At 31.5% G+C, this 18,763-nt stretch carries 23 protein-coding genes; 16 read left to right on the top strand and 7 right to left on the bottom strand.

All coding sequences use genetic code 11. The features are described from left to right. The first annotated feature begins 80 nt into the window (after nucleotides 1-80). From JC2156_RS03290 to spxB, 4 genes are all read left to right on the top strand, one after another. Nucleotides 81-779 carry a Crp/Fnr family transcriptional regulator gene (locus JC2156_RS03290; RefSeq protein ID WP_006845417.1) on the top strand — a complete coding sequence of 233 codons (699 nt, stop codon included), beginning with the start codon at nucleotides 81-83 and terminating at the stop codon, nucleotides 777-779. A 245-nt stretch (nucleotides 780-1,024) separates the two neighbouring features. After that, nucleotides 1,025-1,561 (top strand): phenolic acid decarboxylase, encoded by a 537-nt coding sequence (locus JC2156_RS03285; protein ID WP_006845416.1) that lies wholly within the window; start codon nucleotides 1,025-1,027, stop codon nucleotides 1,559-1,561. Between the two features lies 1 nt (nucleotide 1,562). Continuing rightward, nucleotides 1,563-2,111, top strand: coding sequence for a PadR family transcriptional regulator (locus JC2156_RS03280; protein ID WP_006845415.1), 549 nt, complete (start codon nucleotides 1,563-1,565; stop codon nucleotides 2,109-2,111). Nucleotides 2,112-2,327: 216 nt separating this feature from the next. Continuing rightward, the gene (gene spxB / locus JC2156_RS03275; RefSeq protein ID WP_006845414.1) at nucleotides 2,328-4,127 is read left to right on the top strand and encodes a pyruvate oxidase; all 1,800 of its coding nucleotides are present in this window, start codon (nucleotides 2,328-2,330) and stop codon (nucleotides 4,125-4,127) included. A gap of 103 nt (nucleotides 4,128-4,230) precedes the next feature. Here spxB and JC2156_RS03270 read toward each other — a convergent pair whose 3' ends face one another. Continuing rightward, complete coding sequence (locus JC2156_RS03270; protein WP_006845413.1) at nucleotides 4,231-5,061, bottom strand: AraC family transcriptional regulator; 831 nt, start codon at nucleotides 5,059-5,061, stop codon at nucleotides 4,231-4,233. Nucleotides 5,062-5,174: 113 nt separating this feature from the next. On the opposite strand from JC2156_RS03270, the gene JC2156_RS03265 reads away from it, so the two are divergent. The 12 genes from JC2156_RS03265 to JC2156_RS08840 all read left to right on the top strand — a co-directional run bounded on the left by JC2156_RS03265 (nucleotide 5,175) and on the right by JC2156_RS08840 (nucleotide 13,282). Continuing rightward, a complete protein-coding gene (locus JC2156_RS03265) occupies nucleotides 5,175-6,473 on the top strand; it encodes an MFS transporter (protein ID WP_006845412.1) in 1,299 nt (432 codons plus the stop codon). A 1-nt stretch (nucleotide 6,474) separates the two neighbouring features. Next, nucleotides 6,475-7,572, top strand: a complete 1,098-nt coding sequence (locus JC2156_RS03260; RefSeq protein ID WP_006845411.1) for a zinc-dependent alcohol dehydrogenase — start codon at nucleotides 6,475-6,477, stop codon at nucleotides 7,570-7,572. 3 nt (nucleotides 7,573-7,575) lie between these two features. Then, the gene (locus tag JC2156_RS03255) at nucleotides 7,576-8,022 is read left to right on the top strand and encodes an HIT family protein (protein WP_006845410.1); all 447 of its coding nucleotides are present in this window, start codon (nucleotides 7,576-7,578) and stop codon (nucleotides 8,020-8,022) included. Then, the gene (locus JC2156_RS03250) at nucleotides 8,019-8,717 is read left to right on the top strand and encodes a D-lyxose/D-mannose family sugar isomerase (RefSeq protein ID WP_006845409.1); all 699 of its coding nucleotides are present in this window, start codon (nucleotides 8,019-8,021) and stop codon (nucleotides 8,715-8,717) included. The genes JC2156_RS03255 and JC2156_RS03250 overlap by 4 nt, the downstream gene beginning before the upstream one ends. Before the next feature lie 1,167 nt (nucleotides 8,718-9,884). After that, a complete protein-coding gene (gene mazE / locus JC2156_RS03245) occupies nucleotides 9,885-10,133 on the top strand; it encodes a type II toxin-antitoxin system PemI/MazE family antitoxin (RefSeq protein ID WP_006845408.1) in 249 nt (82 codons plus the stop codon). Beyond that, on the top strand, nucleotides 10,127-10,468 hold the full coding sequence (locus JC2156_RS03240; RefSeq protein WP_006845407.1) for a type II toxin-antitoxin system PemK/MazF family toxin: 342 nt from the start codon (nucleotides 10,127-10,129) through the stop codon (nucleotides 10,466-10,468). The genes mazE and JC2156_RS03240 overlap by 7 nt, the downstream gene beginning before the upstream one ends. A 129-nt stretch (nucleotides 10,469-10,597) precedes the next feature. Beyond that, the gene (locus JC2156_RS08730) at nucleotides 10,598-10,768 is read left to right on the top strand and encodes a type II toxin-antitoxin system HicA family toxin (protein ID WP_081482758.1); all 171 of its coding nucleotides are present in this window, start codon (nucleotides 10,598-10,600) and stop codon (nucleotides 10,766-10,768) included. 27 nt (nucleotides 10,769-10,795) lie between these two features. After that, the gene (locus tag JC2156_RS03235) at nucleotides 10,796-11,203 is read left to right on the top strand and encodes a type II toxin-antitoxin system HicB family antitoxin (protein WP_006845406.1); all 408 of its coding nucleotides are present in this window, start codon (nucleotides 10,796-10,798) and stop codon (nucleotides 11,201-11,203) included. 293 nt (nucleotides 11,204-11,496) lie between these two features. Next, a complete protein-coding gene (locus JC2156_RS08845) occupies nucleotides 11,497-11,661 on the top strand; it encodes a hypothetical protein (protein ID WP_006845405.1) in 165 nt (54 codons plus the stop codon). A gap of 176 nt (nucleotides 11,662-11,837) precedes the next feature. Then, entirely contained in the window at nucleotides 11,838-12,761 is a 924-nt protein-coding gene (locus JC2156_RS03230; protein ID WP_006845404.1) for a hypothetical protein, read from the top strand. 58 nt (nucleotides 12,762-12,819) lie between these two features. Further along, the gene (locus JC2156_RS03225; RefSeq protein WP_006845403.1) at nucleotides 12,820-13,167 is read left to right on the top strand and encodes a hypothetical protein; all 348 of its coding nucleotides are present in this window, start codon (nucleotides 12,820-12,822) and stop codon (nucleotides 13,165-13,167) included. Then, nucleotides 13,133-13,282 (top strand): hypothetical protein, encoded by a 150-nt coding sequence (locus JC2156_RS08840; RefSeq protein WP_155815912.1) that lies wholly within the window; start codon nucleotides 13,133-13,135, stop codon nucleotides 13,280-13,282. Before JC2156_RS03225 ends, JC2156_RS08840 begins: the two co-directional genes overlap by 35 nt. A 115-nt stretch (nucleotides 13,283-13,397) precedes the next feature. Here the strand turns inward: JC2156_RS08840 and JC2156_RS09085 are convergent, their stop codons facing one another. From JC2156_RS09085 to JC2156_RS03205, 6 genes are all read right to left on the bottom strand, one after another. Further along, a complete protein-coding gene (locus JC2156_RS09085) occupies nucleotides 13,398-14,738 on the bottom strand; it encodes a glycoside hydrolase domain-containing protein (RefSeq protein WP_006845401.1) in 1,341 nt (446 codons plus the stop codon). A gap of 93 nt (nucleotides 14,739-14,831) precedes the next feature. Further along, nucleotides 14,832-15,512: a hypothetical protein gene (locus tag JC2156_RS09080; RefSeq protein ID WP_006845400.1), complete on the bottom strand. Its 681-nt coding sequence runs from the start codon at nucleotides 15,510-15,512 to the stop codon at nucleotides 14,832-14,834. A 21-nt stretch (nucleotides 15,513-15,533) separates the two neighbouring features. Next, complete coding sequence (locus JC2156_RS08720) at nucleotides 15,534-15,854, bottom strand: LysM peptidoglycan-binding domain-containing protein (protein ID WP_162097973.1); 321 nt, start codon at nucleotides 15,852-15,854, stop codon at nucleotides 15,534-15,536. A gap of 182 nt (nucleotides 15,855-16,036) precedes the next feature. Then, nucleotides 16,037-16,276, bottom strand: coding sequence for a GH25 family lysozyme (locus tag JC2156_RS08550; RefSeq protein ID WP_006845399.1), 240 nt, complete (start codon nucleotides 16,274-16,276; stop codon nucleotides 16,037-16,039). Between the two features lie 10 nt (nucleotides 16,277-16,286). Further along, nucleotides 16,287-16,649: a hypothetical protein gene (locus JC2156_RS03210; protein ID WP_013989058.1), complete on the bottom strand. Its 363-nt coding sequence runs from the start codon at nucleotides 16,647-16,649 to the stop codon at nucleotides 16,287-16,289. A gap of 30 nt (nucleotides 16,650-16,679) precedes the next feature. Next, nucleotides 16,680-17,282: a hypothetical protein gene (locus tag JC2156_RS03205; RefSeq protein WP_006845398.1), complete on the bottom strand. Its 603-nt coding sequence runs from the start codon at nucleotides 17,280-17,282 to the stop codon at nucleotides 16,680-16,682. Nucleotides 17,283-18,763: the final 1,481 nt, after the last annotated feature.

Below are 18,763 nucleotides of genomic sequence, written 5' to 3'. Positions count from 1 at the left end.
AATAAAATACATTTAATTATAAATTATATATGGAAAGGTAGTATGTTTAGTGGGAATATTATTATTAAGGTGCAAATAATATGTTGAAATATTTAGATGAAAATTCATATATTGAATATTTAATGGATAAATTATCACAAAATAGATATGCTAATTTAATTTTAAAACATAATGGATATCAATTGGATGATTCTGATGGAATTTCAGAAAATATTTACATACTAAAATCAGGCATTGTTAAACATTCAATCTTAAATGAGGACGGTAATGAAATAAATATAAATTTCCAAAATAATCCTGGAATTGTAAATTTATTTATTAATGATAGAAATGAACTAGCAAATAGTTCACATCTAGTTACTGTTAAATCTTATCAAGCCTGGTTTTATAAAATAAATATAAAAAATTTCAGTAAAATAGTTAATGACAATTATAAACTTAAAAAATATATAGATATACATCATGAAAATGAGCTAAGAACATTTATTAACATGTTGGAATATGGTATGACATATAGCAAATTAGGATCCGTCTGTGCTTTCTTTAGCCAATGTTCTGAGCAATCAGGTCTAGAAATGATTTTGCGCGATGGTACTAAAGTAATATTAATAAACTTAGAGCTTTTGCATGATGATATTGGTAAATTTTGTGGAATTAATAATAGAAGCTCAGTCAGTAGAATTATCGCTAAACTTAAAAAAATGAATATTTTAGATTCATTTCACCATTACTATATAATTAAGGATTTAGATAAATTAAATATGCTGAAATTAAAATGAATTTCATATACATTATAATGAATAAGTTATGTTTAAGCATTTAAAATATTTTTTTGATAATAGTATAGTGAACGTTAAATAAAATAAAAATCCTATTAACTTAAATGTTAGTAGGATTTTTATTTTATTTCATAAGGGGAAAAATTAAATAGTAAGGTGATAGAATTAATGTTCAACAAAAACTTGACTTTATGTCGATAACGACATAAGATAAAGACATACTTAATTTGAAGGGAAGAAATATCATGACAAAAAAATTTAAAACACTTGATGACTTTTTAGGAACACACTTTATCTATACTTACGATAATGGTTGGGAATACGAATGGTACGCTAAGAATGACCATACTGTTGATTACCGTATTCACGGTGGAATGGTTGCTGGTCGTTGGGTAACTGATCAAGAAGCAATCATTGTGATGCTTACTGAAGGGATTTACAAGATTTCTTGGACTGAGCCTACTGGAACTGACGTTGCACTTGATTTTGTTCCTAATGAGAAAAAATTAAATGGAACGATTTTCTTCCCAAAGTGGGTAGAAGAACACCCAGAAATTACAGTTACGTACCAAAACGAGCATATTGATTTGATGGAAGAGTCTCGTGAAAAGTACGAAACTTACCCAAAGTTGGTTGTTCCTGAATTTGCTAATATTACTTATATGGGTGATGCCGGTCAAAATAACGAAGATGTTATTAGTGAAGCACCTTATGCTGATATGCCAGATGATATCCGCAACGGAAAATATTTTGATGAAAATTATCATCGTTTAAACAAGTAATATGCCTAGGCCAAGAATTTTACCTAATATTGTTTTAGGTATGTTGAGCAATCAACAACTAATGACCGGTAAAGATATGTTACAAGAATTTGATTATGAGATTGGTGAGTTTTGGAAGTCTTCTCATAGTCAGTTATATCCAGAATTACAAAAAATGGTTCAAGAAGGTACAATTAAAATCTTGCCAAATGATGATGGAGAAGATGCTAAAATTATTAAATATACGGCGACAAAACTTGGACAAGCTACTTTAGATGCTTGGTTAAGGGAGCCTATTAATGAAAAAAATCAGCATTTAACATCTTTAAAACTATATTTTATTAAAGATAGTCAACAGGCTTTACTTATTGAAATTTTAGAACAAGATATTACTATTCATCAACAGAAGTTAATTCACTTGAAAGAACGATTAACAGTTTTGTTTGGATCAGAATTACAAGTCAATCAACGATATGGTCACTATTTGATTCTTACACGAGCGATCGAGCGAGAAACAAATTATATCAAGTGGTCTACTAAAGTTATTGAGACTCATGCAAAACATTTATAATATAAAAAAGCCAGTAGTGCGAGATACTTTTTCCCACTACTGGTTTTTTAATGTGTAATTTTAAATTTGTGTCTGGACGTCATAGTATTGATATTACTTAATTTATGGACCATGAGTCAATTGAAGAAAGCGATTTCATAAAATAGGTTTACTTACACTTAGTAAGTGTTATAATATAATTGTACAATGTTTTATAAATAAATGGAGGATGCTACTATGTCAAAAGAAACGAATACTATTAATGCTGGTACTGCTATGATTAAGGTTCTTGAGTCTTGGGGAGTTGATCATTTGTATGGAATTCCTGGCGGATCAATTAATTCAACAATGGATGCATTGTTGAAAGAAAAAGATAATATTAAATATATTCAAGTTCGACATGAAGAAGTAGGAGCTATGGCCGCTGCTGCTGATGCCAAATTAACTGGGAAAATTGGTGTAGCCTTTGGTTCAGCTGGGCCTGGCGGAACCCATTTATTGAATGGATTGTACGATGCACGTGAGGACCACGTCCCAGTTTTGGCACTTGTAGGTCAATTTGGAACCAGTGGTATGAATATGGATACATTCCAAGAAATGAATGAGAATCCTATTTATGCTGATGTAGCTGTCTACAATGTCACGGTAGTAACGGCAGAATCTCTGCCTCATATTATTGACGAAGCTATTAGACGGGCTTATGCTAACAAAGGGGTAGCAGTAGTACAAATTCCTGTTGATTTACCTTGGAAGGATATTCCTTCAGAAAGTTGGTATTCATCAGCTAACAGTCACCAAGACTTTGTTTACGAACATGTGGATGTACAACAAGCTCAATCAATAGCTGACATTTTGTCAGCGGCAAAACGCCCATTAATTTATTACGGAATTGGTACAAGAGGAGCCGGTCAGGAATTAGAAGAATTATCTAATAAATTAAAAATACCTTTGATGAGCACATATCCCGCAAAAGGTATCCTGCCTGACCGTCATCCTCATTATTTAGGTTCTGCAAACAGGGTTGCACATAAGCCAGCAAATGATGCTTTAGCTCAAGCGGATGTAATCCTCTTTGTAGGTAGTAATTATCCTTTCGCTGAGGTTTCAAATGCATTTAAAAATGTTGAAAAATTCTTACAAATTGACCTCGATCCTAGCAAATTAGGAAAAAGGCACCATACTGATGTAGCGATGTTAGCTGATGCTAAATTAGCATTAAAGAAGATAACAGAATTATCTTCTGAAAAAGAGGAAACTCCTTGGTGGCAGGCTAACTTAGAGAATATTAAAAACTGGAATTCATACTTGGATAAGATTGAACATAAAACAGATGGTGATCTTCAAGCTTATCAAGTTTATAATGCAATTAATTCAATTACTAATGAGAAAACAATTTTTTCTTTAGACGTGGGAGATGTTAATCAATTAGCTAATAGACATTTGTTATTAAAAGAAAGCAACATTCACTTTACATCTAATTTATTTGCATCAATGGGAGTTGGAATTCCTGGATCAATTGCGGCTAAATTAAATTACCCAGATCGACAAGTCTTTTCACTTTCGGGTGATGGCGGAGCTGCCATGGTTATGCAAGATTTAGTGACACAAGTTCAGTACAATTTGCCAATCATTAATGTTGTCTTTTCTAATAATCAATTTGGATTTATTAAAGATGAGCAAGAGGATACCAATAATGGCTACTTAGGAACTACTTTTAATGATATTGATTTTTCTAAGGTAGCAGATAGTATGGGTATGGCTGGCTTCCGTGTAGATAAGATTAGTGATTTGGATCTTGTTTTTAAAAAGGCTCAGGAAATTGCAAAGAATGAACCAGTCTTAATCGATGTTCTTATCTCAGGTGATCGTCCAATCCCTGTCGAAAATATGAAATTAGATCCAGCTAAGTTTAGCGACGAACAAATTTCTTCATTCAAGAAGAGATATGATGCTGATGAATTAATTCCATTTTCAACTTATTTGAAAAAATTTGGAGTTGAAACTTTAAATGATGAAATTAATGAAGGTGGGTTCTAATTTATTATCTGGTAATCATGATTAATAAAAAATATAAACTGTGAAACCCCGTGAGTTATTATAAAGATAACTTAGGGGGTTTTATTGTGTGTAAAAAATGCAATTATTTAATCATAATTTTTGGTTCAACGGAAATATCAAATTCACTATTAAAAACTATTTGGCTATTATTGTTTTTATAATTTTTTTGATATTGCTTAGGCGATAGTCCATATGTGTATTTAAAAATTCTTGAAAAATGCTGTAGAGACATGTCAATTTCATTGGATATATAAGTTATAGATTTATCTGTGGTTAACTTTTCTCTAGCGTATTCTAAACGAATATTTAAAAGTAATTTTTTTGGAGAAACCCCAACTTCAGTCATAAATAATTTATCCATCTCATGAATAGATAAGTTAAAATAATTTGCAATATCAATGATTTTAGGATTGTTTAAAAAATTAAGTTCAAAATAATGGATAACATTCGTTAGCATATCGTTATCGGTTAATACGTTAACCGATAAAATAGGAACATCATTATTTTTTTCTCTTAATAATGTTAATACTAAATCTAATGCTTTAATTAATATTACCTCTTGATTTTTGTTATATAGATTATTCAACATATTTACGTATAGTTGATCTAAAATCATTAAATCGAAACTATTTTCTAGTGCTTCAATAAAAATTTTATTGAAATCTATGTCGTCCTGATTATTTATGTTTATTTTAAAGTCTAAGATACTACCTTGTTCTATGCACCTATAAGAATGTCTAAAATTACTAGGTATCCCTATTAAAGTAGTTTTATTTATTATAAAGGTTTCTTCGTTAATTAAAAATTCATATACCCCATTTTTAATAAACAAAATTTGATGAAATTTATGACTATGCTCAGGAATAGTCATTTTATTTTTATATTTTTTTATTGTAGCCCAATATATATTCATGTAAATTCTCCAGAAACGCTAAAAAATAGTCTAAATACGATAAATGTAAACGCTATCATTTATCTATAATAATAACTTGTAGACAGGTATATTTCAAGACTTTGGAGGTTTATATGGATACATTAGATCCAGGCGTTGAACGAAAGGTTAAATTTAGATTATTACCTTTTTTGTTCATTATATATTTTGTTGCATTTTTGGATAGAAGCAGTATTACGTATGCTTCGTTAGGAGGTATGGACGCAGAATTAGGTTTAACTAGTACTTTTTATGGATTTATAGCTGGTATTTTCTTTATAGGATATTTTCTATTTGGAGTTCCAGGAAATATGCTGTTAGAAAAAATTGGTGCCCGTAAGTGGATTGGAATTATTCTACTATTATGGGGGACTGTAACTGTAGCAACTGGCTTCGTACATTCTGCAATTGCCTTAGTTATTTTAAGATTTTTATTAGGAGTGTTTGAAGCAGCTCTTTTTCCCGGTATGACTTTGATTACTACTTATTGGTTTGTTAGTGCCCACCGGGCTGCTGCTGTGGCTATGTTTATGGTGGCACCACCATTGGCTAATGCTATTGGTGCACCTGTAGCAATGACTATTATTGATTATGTTCATAATTTTATCGGTTTATCTGGATGGCGTTGGTTGTTTATTATTGTGGGATTACCAGCAGTAATTTTAGGATTAATTACTTTTAAATATCTAGATGATAATCCTACTAAGGCTAAGTGGTTAACTTCTGAGGAACGAATAAATTTAGTGAATGCTTTAGATGCGGATAAGTTAAAAACTAGTTCTAATCATGGGGTTGTAGAATCCTCATTCAAATCAGCATTCAAAAATCGTAAGGTTTGGATTGTTACATTGATGAATGTTTTTTACGTAGTTGGATTATATGGAATAACCTTTTTCTTACCTAAAATTATTTCTTCTTTAATAACGAGTGCATCATACATTCAAGTTGGTATGTTAACTGCTATTCCCTATCTATTAGGTGCTGTATCTTTGGTTGTTACAGCAAAGTTGTCTGATAAATTGCAAAAACGTAAAATATTTTTAATTAGTGCTACTCTACTAGCAGGAGTTTCCTTAATTGCTGTTAGTGTTTTCCAATCTATTCCAATTGTTGCATTTTTATTTATCATTTTAGGAACTATTGGGGTATATGCTTGGTCTGGTCCTTATTGGGCTATTTCTACACAATTAGATCCTAGAATTGCGGCAGTTGGATTGGGAATTATAAATGCATTAGGTAATTTGGGCGGTTTTGTAGGACCGTATGTTGTTGGATCATTAAAAGATATTACTGGTACTCAAATGGCTGGTGTTGTCTTTTTAGCAGTTTCACTTATTTTAGCTGGTTTAATTACGATGTTTCTAAAAGAACAAGATACTAATGGAGGATTATAAAATGGTACGTAAAATGGTTGTCCCAGATATGAAGTGGGTTGATGAAAAATCAGAAAATACTCAACAAGTTGCTGTGATGGAAAATATTGGTAAAATTGATATTAAATATGCTGAAATTCCTCATGCGGATGATTATCAAGTTCGTGTAGATGTTAAATGGGTTGGTATTTGTGGAAGTGATCTAGAAGTTTATCGTGGCGTTCGTTCTCCTGAATTTTTAACATACCCGACTCGTTTAGGACATGAAGTAGCGGGTATTATTGATGAGGTTGGAGAGCACGTTGTTGGATTGAAGGTTGGAGACAAAGTTGCTCTTCGATATGTTTGGGGGGCTTTTGCTGAATATGTAACAGTAGATCCATTTTCAGCAGTTAAATTACCGGATGAATTTGATTTAATGCATGGATCATTAGTAGAAATTACGCCGACTATCTTAACGGGAATGGAACGTGGCGAAATTAGTCAGTCTAAAAATGTTTTAATTACAGGTCAAGGAGTTAGTGGATTACAATTAACGCAATTTGCCAAATTATATAGCCCTAAAAATTTAGTGGTAACAGACTTATTTGATGAAAAGTTAGAGATAGCAAAAGAATTTGGAGCGACGCATACATACAAAATACCGACAAAAGATACACCTACAATGGATATTGTCGGTAAAGATTTCCCAGATGGTTTTGATGTAGTCATTCCAGCATTGCTTGAAGGAGATGCAGTAATTGATGCATTAGATGCTACTGCACAAAATGGGCGTATTGTGATGTATGGAGGGATTGGTAAAACGACTAAACCAATGGATTTCTTTAAAATGCATCGTCGTCGGGTTGATATTTATACAACTGAGCCTAAGCGTGATGTAGATAATCATCGTTTGTTCCGTGAAGGACGAGATATGGTGGTTAATGGTTTAATTAACACTGAGCGAACTGTAACAAATATTTTCCCGTTATCGCAAATTGATAAGGCGTTCGCACTCAGAAATCAAACTCGAGGTGATGTTATTCATATCATGATTGATTCTGATAGTAGTCATGATGATGGACGATATGATGAGGCTAATAAGCACGCTCTTGAAACCATGTCTCAATACGAGGACTAGGTCATGAGTAATATTCATTTTGAGGAAAATTGTTTCTATTGTGAACACAATGAAATTCAAAAAGACAAGATGTCAGAAGTAAGAAAGTTAGATATATCCACATTATATTTGAATCATGATCAAACTCATCGTGGGCGGGCTATTGTCGCTCTAAATGGGCATGTTAATGAAATATTCGAACTGACAGAAACGGAAAGAAAACGTTTCTTTGATGATGTAAGTATTGTTGCTAGCATTTTGAAAAACACTTTTCTAGCTGATAAAGTTAATTACGGTATTTATGGCGATATGGTTTCTCACTTGCATGTACATCTTGTTCCAAAATATAAAGATGACATAGATTTTGGTGATGCTTTTATTAATAATCCCAAAGATTTAATTCCTATAAATGAAATGCAAAGATCAAAGTTGATAGAGAATTTTAATGATGCATTGGAGAAAATTAAATGAAAAGATCAGACATTTCAACAGTAATTACTAATGCAAAGAAATTTGCAGATGAATTGAGGCTACCGCTTCCACCTTTTGCAGATTGGGATAAGCTAACAATGGAGAAACTACATGAATCTGGAGTTATTGATGAAATTATAGATAATAAGCTCGGATGGGACGTTACAGATTTTGATTTAGGGAATTTTGAAGAGTATGGATTGACTGCATTAACTATCCGAAATGGTAATTATAATAATCAGGATAAATATCCAAAACCTTATGCAGAAAAAATGCTATTAGTTGAAGATAATCAAATATTACCATTACATTTCCATTGGTATAAAACAGAAGATATTATCAATAGAGGTGGTGGTGTACTTAAGATGACAATGTATAATTCGACAAGTTCTGAAGATATTGATCGAACTTCAGATGTAGAAGTTGTTATGGATGGTGTAAAAAAAACATTTAAAGCTGGAACAACCATTGAAATAAATCCAGGTCAAAGTATTACGCTTACACCAAGGATTTATCATATGTGGCAAGCTAAAAAGGGTCTGGGTAAGATTATGTTATTTGAAGTGTCCTCAACAAATGATGATTCTACCGATAATAGATTTTACGAAAATATTCCTCGTATGAGTCAAGTAGAGGAAGATATTGATAGTGATGTTCTTCTTGTTTCAGATTACGAAAATTATTTAAATAAATAATTTAAAAGTGAGGGTATTTTATATCCTCGCTTTTTATAATTAGATGAATCGGAGCTATTTAACAGTAATTCAGATAGTATTAATGATAGTGAAAACATTTTAAAATCAACATCAGAGTTGAAGAATAACGATTCTAACTCAGTAAAAAAACATTAAAATGTTGATTACCTGCGCAAGCTTCAAAAAAAGCTGAAAAATACAGTTGTTATGGATCAAAGCGAAAAGCCAGATGAAATTTTAGAAGGCTATTCTGATGAGTATATTTAAAGATATTTATTTTATAAATTATATGGTACTACCGTAACTATAGTCTTCTGATCACCTAACATGAGGACAAATAATGTCGCAGAAAAGATCCGGAAAAAATTAGCTATTCATTATCTAACTTTAGTCGTAAAGGGTTTAATAGTTTAAGCAATGCATTGCTTTTAGTTTATCTTCCAGAAAATAGAAAAAATATTGAAGGTGGAATGTATAGACCACATTTTAATATTATTATCGAAAACAGAAAGAATGGATATGCGACATTAGTTGATTGGAAGGTCTTTTTCAATATCGTCACATGTATATTGATAGGGCTATTAAACGAAAAGAATAATTTTCTGGAACATTGGTTAAAAAGCTATGAATACTAATAGGGACGACAAGCGCAAACATTTGGATTATATTCAATAAGCAATTAATAGAATGGCTTCAAATTAATGCGTCACTAGGGGGATGGTCAGTAACTGTTTTGGCATGTTTATTAACGATAGTAATTATTATCAACATTTGTTTCAATATTATTTTGGGGAATAGATAGTTATTATTTATCGTTATAAAGAGCTTTTCGTTATTTGTATAGTCAGACGATTAAATTAGATCCTTCTAAGATAACTTACAGCATGGCTATAAAAAGTCCTACATTTGGTGGATGGATCAAAGTTATGTTTACCCGCCCTATTATGTTTGGATTTTATGGTTCAATCACGTTTATACAGTTGTTGATTGTAGTATTATTCAATTTAAAGGGGATAACGTTTACATAGTAATATTAAATACAGTTAAAGTTAGATATGAAATTGGATTGATTATATAAAATGAAAAGAATTCGACATAAAAGTAATTACTTTGTAATTACTTTTATGTGTTATAATAGATACTATAAACAGGATAGGAGGAGATTATATGGCAGTAAAAGCTAGAATTCAAGGTAATGCAGTCACGATTACGTTACCTAAGAAATTAAATGTCGAGGCTGGTCAAAAGTTTGACGTAGATATGGACGAAAAAGGTATTATACGTCTAACCCCAGAAAAAAAATCTCAAATAAGTATGGAAGAATTATTTTCTGATTGGGATGTAAGTAATGAGTATCCAGGTGAAAATTTGTGGGGAAATGATGCAGATAGTAAGGTGGGTCAAGAAATATGGTAGACAAGCCAAAAACGGGTTCAATCATATACATTGATTTTGATCCTAGCAAGGGAAAAGAAATCCAGAAGAAACGACCAGCTGTAGTAGTAAGTAATCATATTTTAGCTATGACGTCCCCATTTATCTGGGCAGTTCCCATATCGCACGGTAGTTTTAATGGTAAGCAATATCCAATGCACATAAAGTTAGATGAAAGAACAGAAACTGATGGAACCGTGTATGCGGAACAATTAAGAATGTTTGACTATACTAGCCGAAGTTGGAAGACTGTAGAGATGTTGCCAACCGACAAGTTTAATGAGATACAAATGATTTTACAAGCAACATTGAGATGATTATTTTTAGATTTAAAAAGTTAAAAAAAGAGGCACAAATTGTAGCCTCTTTTTTTGTACAATCTTATAATTTAATATAATAACAAAACATACGTATAATATAGTTATAGTAAAAAAAGGAGAAGTGCGATGCCAATAACGGCAAAACAGATGGTGAAATTCTTAAAAAAGAATGGGTTTAAAGAATCAAGGCAGGCTTGTAGTCACTTGATAATGATTAAACTTGGAATGCCACATATTCCAGTACCTATTCACCTTTGGAATTTAAAACCTGGTACAGCGCGGAGTATCTTAAAATAATCCCTGTTTGTCGCACAATAAACTTATATGAAGCAAGAAGGAAAGACACTTATTTATCCTGTGGTATATGCGAAAGAAGAGGTTGGTGGTTATTCTGTTAGAGTACCTGACGTTGGTGCTATATCGCAAGGGGATAGTTTTACTGAAGCGACCAAAATGATTCAAGAAGCAGTTGGCTTGATGCTTGAAGATAAATTTAAATTTCCTGATGCATCTAGTATTGAAGATGTCGAATTAGAAGAGTGGGAATCACCAGATACAACAGTAATTGCAATGGTTGTTTTTAATATTGATGATTTAAGAAAAGGAATGTCCAAAACAGTTAAAAAGACTATTACAATTCCAGATTATTTAAATCAATTGGCGAAAAAAGAAAAAATTAATGTTTCAAAGGTAACAACAGAAGCATTGGAAAGTATTCTATTAGAAGATTAAGGATGAATAAATTATAGTTAAACTACTCTGATTTATAGGAGCGATTATTATTGTTTTTGGTACGGCTGCATTAGTTAACGTTATTTCTTTCATGTCATTTGGAGGAGTGCAAATTATGTCTAGACTAAGCAAGGAAAGTACAAACATTTCTCTCTCTATGTATGTAGGAGCATTGTTTGGATGGTTTATTGTGGGTATTCTATGTCTAATTTTTAAATAGAATATAAAAATAATATGTTATTAATAAAAGTGTGAATCCATCAAGCATTTAGAAAAAATAGGAGAAAACAAAAATGGCCATTAAAAAATTAAGAAGTGTTAATATGATAAGACAAGATTTTTCGTTTGAATATTTTGAAGTAGGTAAGTCATTTGAAAAATACCAACGTGGAATGTTGTTAGAAGGTCAAGAACAAGACGTTAAGATTGAATCAATCGATTATGTTGAGGAAGAATAATCATTTGATATTCAAATGGAAGATGGAGTGAGTCTATCTGTTCCAGACAAATATTATATTACGATTTCTGATAGTTAAGACTGGAATTGAAGCATAAGGGAGACCCAATCCTGGAAAAGTCAGCAAAGAGTATTGGACTTTCAATATTTGATTATTAAGTAAAGGATGTAAAAATTATGGATCATGCAATATTTACTGGTGCAACACCGAATTATCAAGTATCAGCAACTGCTGTTTGGCAACAACATCAAGAGAATAAGGCAGTATTTGCTGATAATGCACAATATGAATGTCCACATTGTCATGTAAAACTCAAACTCACTAACTTAAATAAAGAGACTCCAAAACGAGTTTACTTTTATATTGCACAGACCAAAGTGCCCCATAAAAGCTACTGTGAGGCTCAGGATCTTTCTTTGGATGTATACAATGAAAAGTATGGTGCTGGACTTGAAGAAGGCGGAATTATTAAAGATACAAAATCATTGATATTCAAGCAACGTGAACAAAAAGAAAAAATTGTAAATGGTGAATCAACCGAAGAAGATCATATAGACATAGCAAAATATACTAGTTCAGTTGTGTTATCAGTAGATGATTATCATAAGAGACGTGCCATCGGTTATAGTCTTCAAAAATTTTATTTAGAAATAAAAGAAACTAATGCTTGGGAAAATGTGTATGCAGAAATGCAGTGGCCACACTTAAAGAAAGATTTTTCTGAAGATCATAATGTCCAGGCATTGAAATATAATAGTGCAAAATTGGGTGATATAGTAATCCCAACTAAGAACAATAAGAAATTTGAGTTAATGAGAGATTATATATTTTTTGGGGATGCCAAAATATCCATAGAGGATACATATTATGGTAAGCAATTTTATATTCGATTTGTGGATTCTGATTTGGAGGCTCATTGGGGCATCAAAACGCTTAAAGGTCTAACCAATATACGTAAGTTAAGAGAGGCTTCAGAGACGGGTGAGGTCATTGAAATTGTATTATGTGGATGTTTCTATAAGAATAAGGAAAATGAACTTATATTCTATCGACGGACGCCAAATTTAGGAGATTTCATTACCATTCCTACCATTGATTAAGAGTCACATAAATAGATCAATTATTTAAGTATTTATAAAAAAGAAAAGAGAATAAATTATGAGAACAATAGCTGTTTCAGGTGTCAGTGGTTCCGGAAAAAATACAACTTTAAATAAATTGTTTGATGCATTAACAGATAATATACAATCGAAAATTATAAAAAATAAGGTCACACATAACAATACATCCAGTAAAGATTTTTGGAGTGTCTTTGAATATCAAATACAAGATGTTAATAAAAAAATAGGTATTTATACGGCAGGTGATGCACTAGATATTGTTCAAACAGCAATGGAAATAATGAATCAAAATAACGTCGATATAGCAATTATTGCATGTAGAACTAAAGGTGATGCCATTGAATTTATAAATGACCAAAATAAGATTGGGAATACAGTTGAATGATAATTTATTAAATGTTGGATCTGGACAAGCTTTTTTTGACAAAGAAAATAAAGATTTGATTGAACATATTAATGATCGAAATGCTGCACTACTAAAATACATTATTGAACATTAACACTACTAAAATACATTATTGAACATTAAATCTGGTATTTTGTTGATGGTATTGCCTATGTTGTTTCCCATGATATAAAAAAAGAGACTAAACTAGAATTAGTCTCTTTTTTTATTTATTTATTAAACGCGGTTTGAACAATTAGTCTTATCGAAAGAGTTATTGCTTCTAGTATACCAGCAGCGGGGGTAATTACAGCATCTAGTGGAAATGCAGCCACTGCAATTACTGCAAGTGATACTAATACAACAACGCTTGCTATTGCTTCAGCTGCCTCCTTAAGTGCTCCTAAAGCATCTAGAAAATTTGACCAGTGTAATGTAATTTCCAGACCAATAGTTAATGTGTCATCAAGATAACCTTCTTCAATTTCATTTACTTGATAATCTATTTCAATGGTGTAGTCACCATTGGAAACTTTATATTTCATTTCTAGAGATCCACTTTTAACTGTTTTAGTTAAAGCAGCTTTTTCAATACTAGTGACAGCTATATCGAGACCTGTATCATTATTTAACCCAAATTTTTTAAATGCAGAACTTAAATCCGCGTTACTAATCTTACCATTTTTAATATCTACAACTGCCGTTGAATCATAATCACCTCCAAAACCAGCTGAATTGGTGGCTTTAGTTACTAATTTCATCCAACCAATATCATAAATAGTATGTTTACCCTCAAGACTTAATGAAAACCAAGGTACAAGTTTCTTAATGGCTTCATTTACTGCAATTTGATTCTTATCAATAGAATTGAAACCAGCATCTCGACCTGAATATGCAACTTTATCAACACCTACTCCTGTTTCAGTCTCCTCAAAGAATTGATCGAATGTCCAACTTTCAGGCATTTTGAAACCTAAGTTTCCACTCCAGCCCGAAGACATGTCACATAAGAAGAAGTCCTTCATTCCAGTGGCTTGAGCTGCTTGTAAACATGCATTTCTAGTGCCATACAATCCTGCAGTGTAACCAAAGCTAGCAAGGTAGCTTTTTGCATTTCGGATATAGGGAATTAAATTAGAAACAATTTCAGTATCTAATAAGTCAACATCAGCAGCGAAGTAGATAGTGGTTCCTTGAGGTAATCCTAGTTGCTTTGCTACTCTTGCAGCTAGAACGGCATCCTCAATACCTTGTGCGTCATTGAAATATTTTACAGTGTATCCGCCATCTTCATAAATAGGGAAAATTGAAAATTCTTTCTTTTGTAGATGAGAAATTTCAGTATTTGTTAAATTTTTATCTCGTTCATTCTCACCGGTACCTACGGAACCAGTGAGATATCGTCCAGCATATCGATATCCCAAATTCCAAAGACTATCAATTTGACTTGATGATAGTTGTGTTGCTGTATCAAAAGCTAAAGCGGAGCGATCGGTGTCTCCGTTACTTGTTAATAACCCCTTAAATACAGTTAAATCAGCTGTAGATGAATTAGTATTAGGTAATACCATTAATTTTCGAAAGGCAATAATTTCAGAGGAAACGTTATTATCAAATACTCCACTAAATGAGGCGGAGCTATTGAAACCGTTAACGTAAAGCCCCTATTGGATGATCTTTACAAATGCACCAGTAGCTCCTTGACTAATCGAGGGTGTATTAGCGATTGTTCCAGGACCATAAAATCCATTAGCTTGATCAGTTCCCATACCTTCACTTGCTTGTAATGCATAGATTAAGGCAGTATTGGTATCTCGTTGATAAATTCCATCTGTAGGTAAAATTCCAGTATACGATTGATAATCATGATTTAATTCTTGTTGCATTTTACGAATGACTTTATCTCCACCTGCAACTAATACATATTGATTCATTGTAAGTAGGGCGCCCATAAATGCTGAATCAACAACGTATGATGTGTCTGCAATTCCAGCATCACTTTTCATTGAATAAATTGCTTCTTGAGTTCGCGTTGAAAAATTACCAGTGAAATCTTGAGGGTTGATCCCTTTACACCAGAAAGCACCTTGTAAAATTTTGACGACGTTACCTTTATAACCAACTTTCATCTTATCTTTGAATTGGGTGTCCCAATATGCGGCACTTGTTGGCCCCCAATTGTTAACCAGTCCAGTAATACCTAACTCAACCTGAGTTGCTCTAATAAGTCCATAAATTGTATCCCAACCGGTTTTACCATTCTCAGGAACTGATCCAAACCCAGAGACATTGCCATAAGTTTTGTTTAACCATTTTTGTGTTTCTAAAACCATTTCGTCTGCCATAATTGGCCTCCATTCTTATTGTTAATACTTGAGTGTTTGCCCAACTGTAATCATGTCTGGATTGTCGATATTATTTAGTTCAATTAATATGTGCCAATCAGGAATGCTTAATTTTTCCGCGATGTTAATTAATGTGTCTCCATTTTGTACGATATAAACGTTATTATCTTCATTTATTGAATTATCATTTTTAGGATTAGCTAGACTATGCCAATTGTTATCTGATAAATTGAAAATAGATCGATCTAATAGACCATTAGAAGTAGAGTATTGCCAACCTGTAAAATATGGCCACGGATCAGTAGAGTAGATGAACGATGGTGTTAACCAGGAGTCCCTCAAATCTGGATAACCAGCTATCCAAAGCCCACATTTTTCTGATAAATTTTTAACTTGTTCAATTGCGGAAGCTTGAATATAAATTAGTGGCCAAATTCCCGTTCTATCGTGAATATGTGTAACAAATTTCTCTGGCCAGTTTGAATCACCCCAAGCTTAATTACTTCCGCTTTCCCAATCTAAGACTAAAATAAATAGTTTTTGATATTATTCAAAAACCAATCAGCTTCTTCTATGGGATCAAGGCCTTGAGCATAATGGTAGAGACCAAGGAGCTTATTCAAGTCATTATATGCCGTGAATTGTGGGTTACAGGCAGGTGAAACATAATCTATTCCTTCTGTAGCTTTAATAATAGCGCCATCTTCACCTACATTTTGGAAGTTGGGTGATTGATGACTTGAAATATCAACTATTTTTAACATAATTAACTCCTTACTTTGTTAGTGATTGTTTCAGTAAATCAATTGATTTTTGGATTAATTTACTGCTTACTGTTGTTTTTGAATCAGCAAGTATCGAAGATATTTCATCAACGATAATTAAAAGTGTTGTTAACGCTGCAAAATTAAATGCTATGTTAATGTCGTAAATAATTACTGCTTGATCCAGTATTCCACACGTTAGAATTAAACATAAATTATATACTTCTGATTTAAAAAATTTAATTAAAACAGAACGGTAGGGTGGGCTACGTTCAATGAGTGTGACGATTAACCTAATTGGTAATAAATACATGAATAGATAAAGTAGTTCTTTGGACTGACCGGTTAAAAATAATGGGATAAGTGTATTCATAATAGACACCTTTCAAAAATAGAAACAAAATCATTTTGATACATAAAATGTCTCAAAGTTATGTCTAGTTCTATTAATTCTTTTTCTATATTTGTCTGAGTAATGAGAACATTTGAAGAGATTTTTGGAAATTAATTTTGGTGAATATCCGTGATAAAGCATTTTAATTATTAGACCGTCTTCCGGATATTTTTCTGAAAATTCTTCTATTAATATTTTTAAATTTGAAAAATTATATAGATCCATTTCATATTTGATATCTAACTCCATAGAATCAAGAGATAAATTGCGTGTAGATATATATGTTATGCGATTCTTATCTTTATTAGATCCTGTATGTTGGTTTCTACGCCATACAGTTAATTCTGCGATTTTCAACCTGTGTGTCATAACGTGGCTCAAAATGAGATTTCGATCTGATATGAACGCATTTAATCCATTCCAAATGGCTTCAAGAAAGTAACTGTAAAAATCTTCGTATGAAATATGAACACCAACGTTATTAGCACGATAAGAAGCATTTTTAGCTTTTATCTTTATATTTTTATCAATCTTTGTGAATATTTCGTCATAAGTTAAATCATTTAATTGATAGTCATTCTGCATTAAAATATTTTCAAAATTCGTCCACATAGCCCCAATCTCCATATATATTTAATAAGTCATTAATATTCGTATATAAGTAATTGTTGCTAGTAATATCATTTTGTGACAAAAATATTTATTGGTATGATGTAATGACTAAATTAGTGTGGTTAAAATAAATATGAAATAAATTTATTTAATTAAAAAAGCACATTAATGTGCTTTCTGTTATTTTTATATGGAGTAAATACTTATGAATTTGTGTATGAGAGTTGAGAGCGGTGATTTACGTGAAGATATAATTTATATACCATTTAATAATTAAATATGTTTAAATAAATTTATTAGATATAAGGAAATAAACAAACCCACTGAACCCACTGATAGAATGATATTAATGTTGAAGAAATTTTATACCAAAAAAATTATGGATAAAATAATCTAATAAATAACTAAAACAGTCAGATGTAAAGTAATCGCATATTTATTAAGATCTATGAAAATGGAAAATACATACAATAAGAGTTTAAGGGCTGAAATTCGGGCCGTTTAGTTTTAGTTGAATCTGGGGTGTTGGAAATATAACTTACCGTACATTCCTAATTCTTACTCCAATTTTTTGACTAATATAGTATTTCATTTTAGTTTTCCATATAGTGATATTTTTATAAAATTGTTATTATTAAAATTAAGCTATTATTAATCCATAATAAACTGCGACATACCTTTAGATCAAACGGCTCATAACCGTTCGGCCGTAAGTTCTAGTGGCAGGAGCTATATAAAATAAAAAGCTGCTACTGGATTAACGCCAATGACAGCTTTTTATATAGTTGGTTAATAAAGCAGAACTTGAATTATCATATGAATACCACGCTTTGTTCGGAAATTATAAAAGGCACAGGTATTTACAGGTTAAACAAGATTATATAAAGATATTAGTGGTTTTAAGTAAAGACAGAGGTGCAGTAGTGGTATTTTGTCGTACATTATTGCTGTTGCCTAATACATTGTATTAAAATTTAGCACCTTATAATATAATTAAGTTAAATATTTAGATTAGTTGGTGAATACTGTGCTTATTTTATTATTGTTTCTACAGTTTATATTGATAATAACGATGTTTATTATTTTCCTCAGAGAAAGACAATTTGCTAGAATTTTTGGAGATGAAAAAATACATATAAAAGGACTGTCAAAATAATTATTAGACCGACAAAATAATTATTTTAAATCAAAAATTAGTCATTGGTATATTATATTAAATAAGTGGTTTTTATATATGGGTATGGGATTTTTATTTGTTGGCATTACGTTTCTTATGTCGTGTATTAATCTTGCAATATCAAATTTTCTATTAGGAATTGCCTTGTTATTATTAACTTTTGATATGTTAACGTTAAAAAAAATCGATTAACAAAAAATGACATAAGAAGGTCTTATATTAACAAACATTTAGATAATAATCTGGAATTTTCATACTTTTCCATGATAGACTTGAATAATTATAAAACTTATGTAAATCATTT

The organism is Weissella koreensis KCTC 3621, assembly GCF_000277645.1.
This window is presented reverse-complemented; position numbering and strand designations above follow the sequence as displayed.